Annotated in this window: 4 protein-coding genes and 1 pseudogene; all 5 read left to right on the plus strand. The window is 36.0% G+C overall.

Annotation, left to right across the window (positions count from 1 at the left end; translation table 11 throughout):
• Positions 1-87 (plus strand): annotated as a pseudogene (locus RHOW815_RS07370) (IS5/IS1182 family transposase); the annotation flags it as partial.
• A 228-nt stretch (positions 88-315) separates the two neighbouring features.
• Positions 316-675, plus strand: coding sequence for an OsmC family protein (locus tag RHOW815_RS07375; protein WP_215217673.1), 360 nt, complete (start codon positions 316-318; stop codon positions 673-675).
• Complete coding sequence (gene holA, locus RHOW815_RS07380) at positions 672-1,676, plus strand: DNA polymerase III subunit delta (protein WP_215217674.1); 1,005 nt, start codon at positions 672-674, stop codon at positions 1,674-1,676. The genes RHOW815_RS07375 and holA overlap by 4 nt, the downstream gene beginning before the upstream one ends.
• A gap of 4 nt (positions 1,677-1,680) precedes the next feature.
• A complete protein-coding gene (locus tag RHOW815_RS07385) occupies positions 1,681-2,394 on the plus strand; it encodes an SAM-dependent methyltransferase (protein WP_215217675.1) in 714 nt (237 codons plus the stop codon).
• Positions 2,395-2,866: 472 nt separating this feature from the next.
• Positions 2,867-3,531, plus strand: a 665-nt coding sequence (locus tag RHOW815_RS07390) for an IS110 family transposase (protein ID WP_215217676.1), incomplete at its 3' end; no start/stop codon positions are given.

The following is a 3,531-nucleotide window of genomic DNA, read 5'->3' on the forward strand; positions in this document are numbered from 1 at the left end:
CTATGGAAAAATTGCGAAAGAAAACTACATACAAGCCTGAATATGGTGGTTCTTGCTTTTATTGCTCTACTTTTGAAAAGATTTTAAACAGGCTCTAAATAAGTTGCGGATCATAAATCAACCCCTTTTTTATTAAAATCAAAGGGCCCCTTAAATCTAGACTACCCTGATTTTTAGAGATTGTCAAATAAAAAATTTACATCCTTGATTTTTAGAAGGATATGAGATAAAAAGGAGCTTTTTAATAAAGGAGATCTATGAAAAAAGTTAAAATCCTCTTGGGAAAAAACTTAAGAATCCACTTGGTTTCTAAAGATGCCAGAGGCATCGTTAGTTACGGATGCTCCCAAAGCTATTTCAGGATTGGGTGAGTTTTTTTCTCCAATAGATTTAATGGCAATTAGTGTGGCATCCTGTATGCTAACTATGATGGGATATAAAGCTAAAGAGCTGAAAATTGATTTAGAAGGAAGTTATTTGCGGTTAACAAAAGAGATGCAAGTAGCGCCTCTTCGTAGGCTTAAACTCATTGATATGGAATTTTTTTGTCCAAGGGTTTTTTCTAAAATAGTTACAGATCAGCTCATCCAAGCAGCAGAGAGATGTCCTGTAATTCATAGCTTGCATCTAGAAATACAAAAAAAAGCGATCTACCATTGGGGGGATAACAAGTGAAGTTCAGTCGGGCAACCGCATTTGAAAAACACCTATTAGAAGCTAAAAAAGAGCATTTAGCGCCTGTATATTTATTGGCTATTCCTGATGCTTATGAAAGAAAACGCATGGCAGAACAAGTGGCTGCGAGGATAGATTTTTTTTATCCCGATAGTACATTTACCACAAAAGAAAATCTACCAGTAATGCATTTACTAGATGAGCTTAATACCATTTCTCTTTTCGAAAAAAATCGTATTATTTTTTACGATTCTATTCAATCTATTAAGAAAGAGGATTTAAACAGCTTAACTCGCTATTTTGCAAATCCTACAAGCTCTACGTATATATTACTAGGAATCTCTCATGCAAAGATGGCACAGGAAATATATATGGAAGGGAAAAAGCACCTTATTTCCTGCGACTTTACAGAAGAAAAACCCTGGGATCGTAAAGAGAGACTAAAAAATTACCTAAGGCGGTTTGTTACATCTCGGAAAAAGAAATGTTCTTTGTCCTTAATAGAGCAGTTATTGGAAAAAAGAGGGATGGATCTTGCTATTTTAGAACAGGACCTTGAAAAGATCATTACTTTTATTGGAGAGCGTTTAAACATCGAAGAGCTGGATTTAGCAGCTATTTGCAATGATCAAAAATTAGCAAATCTATGGCAACTCTCAGATGCAATCCTATTTTCTAAGCAAAAAATCTCTCTGGATTCTGAAATAGATATCTCATGTTTGCTCTCTTTAATCGGACAGATGCGTCTTCAACTACAACGTAGTTTAGAAATACGCATTTTGTTAGAAAAAAAAATGTCTCATGCAGAGATTTGCTTGAAGTTTCCCACGATAAAAAAAAATCCACTAGAAAAGTTATTTTCCTTTGCACAAGAAAGACAGGAAAAATGGCTGATACAAGCTTTGCATCATCTCTTTCAGATAGAGATGTTGGCAAAAAATAGCGCTGCTACCCCTGCTGTTTTATTGCATATGTTAAACTGCCAATTATCTAATTTTTAAAATTATGCCTACTTTGTATCTTTTGCCTAATTTATTAGATCACTCCCAAGATCACCATGTTTTTTTCTCGAGTACAGTTGACACTATCGTACCAACTCTTGGCGGGCTTATTGCAGAAACAGAAAAAGAAGCAAGGCGTTATTTAAAAAGATTTTTATTTCCAGAGCCTAAAACTTTTTGCGATGTTCCTATCCTGCTTTTAAATGAACACACTACAGCTCTGCAAAAAGAGGAGCTTATTGAAACCGTTGCAAAAAGCCATGCTCCCTGGGGGCTTATTTCAGATTGCGGGCTTGCTTGTCTTGCAGACCCTGGTGCAGATATAGTCCTGCTAGCAAAGCAAAGGGGGATTCAAATACAGGCATGTGTTGGTCCTTCAAGCATAGTTTTAGCTTTGATGCTATCAGGACTTGGGGGGCAGAGATTTATTTTCCATGGCTATCTGCCAAGAGAAGAAAAGTTGCTTGAGGAAAAGTTAAAGCAAATGACTGCAAATCCTCAAAAAGACTATACCCATCTGTTTATTGAAACCCCTTATCGCAATCAAAAACTTTTTAACCAACTCTGTACAACGCTTTCTAATCAAAGCTGGTTGTCAATTGCTTGTGGGCTTACTTCTGATCAAGAATGGGTGAAAACAAAGAGAATTGCCCAATGGAAAAAAGAGCAGCCTGTGTTTGATAAACTTCTGGCTGTCTTTGTTGTAAAAAATAATTAGTTAAAGGAAGGAGGGTTTATTTTTTTTATATATTGGTTCCGATTCAATCGCATAGAAAAATATAGGATTAACGACAAGTTTCAAGTCGTTGACTTGAACCCCATTAAGCTAGCCGTTTGAATTGGCACTACTATATACTCTAGAAAGTTGAAGCCTGGAGTGGATTGAGCTCGATTTTTTGAAAGTTATCATTAAAATAACACAAACGCGATTCCTTTTATTAACATCTCTTGTCTTTCTGACAAGCATTTCCAAATATTGTCTCTGCTCTTTACCCTTATTTCCTAGCCATTCTCCTGCAGATAATCAGAAGATTTTAAACAGGCTCTAAAACACTTCTGTATACATGCCATAATTGCACACAAAGAAGGGGTTGCTCCTTAAACGGAGTAGGTTAAACTCTCCAATATAAACGAGATTTTTTCAAATCTCAAAACCGCTCATTAAAGAGCAAAAAAATGAGGAGCAACCCATGAAGCATTATATTGGATTAGATGTATCAATGAAAAGAACTTTTATCTGTGTATTAAATGAACAAGGTAAGATTGTCCATGAAGGTTCAGAAAAAACAGATCCTGATTTACTAGCAGATTATTTTTCCAAAAGAGATTTTCAAGAAATCGTTGTTGGCTTTGAAAGTGGATGTTTATCTCATTACCTAGTCACAGGATTTAGAAAAAGAGCTATAGATCCCCTATGTATGGATGCAAGGAAGCTGAGTACGATTCTTGCTTTGAAAATAAATAAGACAGACAAAAATGATGCACGAGGAATCGCAGAAGCCCTTCGATCAGGTATGTATACACGAGTACACTGTAAGCCCCAAGATTCAGTAGAAAAAAGCATTTTGTTAGTTTCCAGAAGAGCGCTAATTAAACAGCAAACGCAGTTAAAAAATACTGTAAGGGGCTTGCTTAAAAGTTACGGAATACGATTGGGATCTGTGGGATCCAAAAGATTTTCGTCTGTGGTTGTAAAGCAGATAGAAAAACAGGAAAAAAGTATTGTTCTGAGCATAACCTCTCTATTAAATACCTTTGATAAGGTAGTTGAGGAAGTAGAAAAACTGGATAAAGAAATGCTTAAGCTGGTCAGTCAAGATAAAGAAGTACAACGGCTTATGACAATCCCTGGCGT

Source organism: Candidatus Rhabdochlamydia sp. W815 (genome assembly GCF_018642185.1).
Lineage (GTDB): Bacteria > Chlamydiota > Chlamydiia > Chlamydiales > Rhabdochlamydiaceae > Rhabdochlamydia > Rhabdochlamydia oedothoracis.

Excerpts from the sequence above, each read along its gene's own strand:
- RHOW815_RS07375 (WP_215217673.1), top strand. The coding sequence starts at position 316 with ATGCCAGAGGCATCGTTAGTTACGGATGCTCCCAAAGCTATTTCAGGA.
- RHOW815_RS07385 (WP_215217675.1), top strand. The coding sequence starts at position 1,681 with ATGCCTACTTTGTATCTTTTGCCTAATTTATTAGATCACTCCCAAGAT.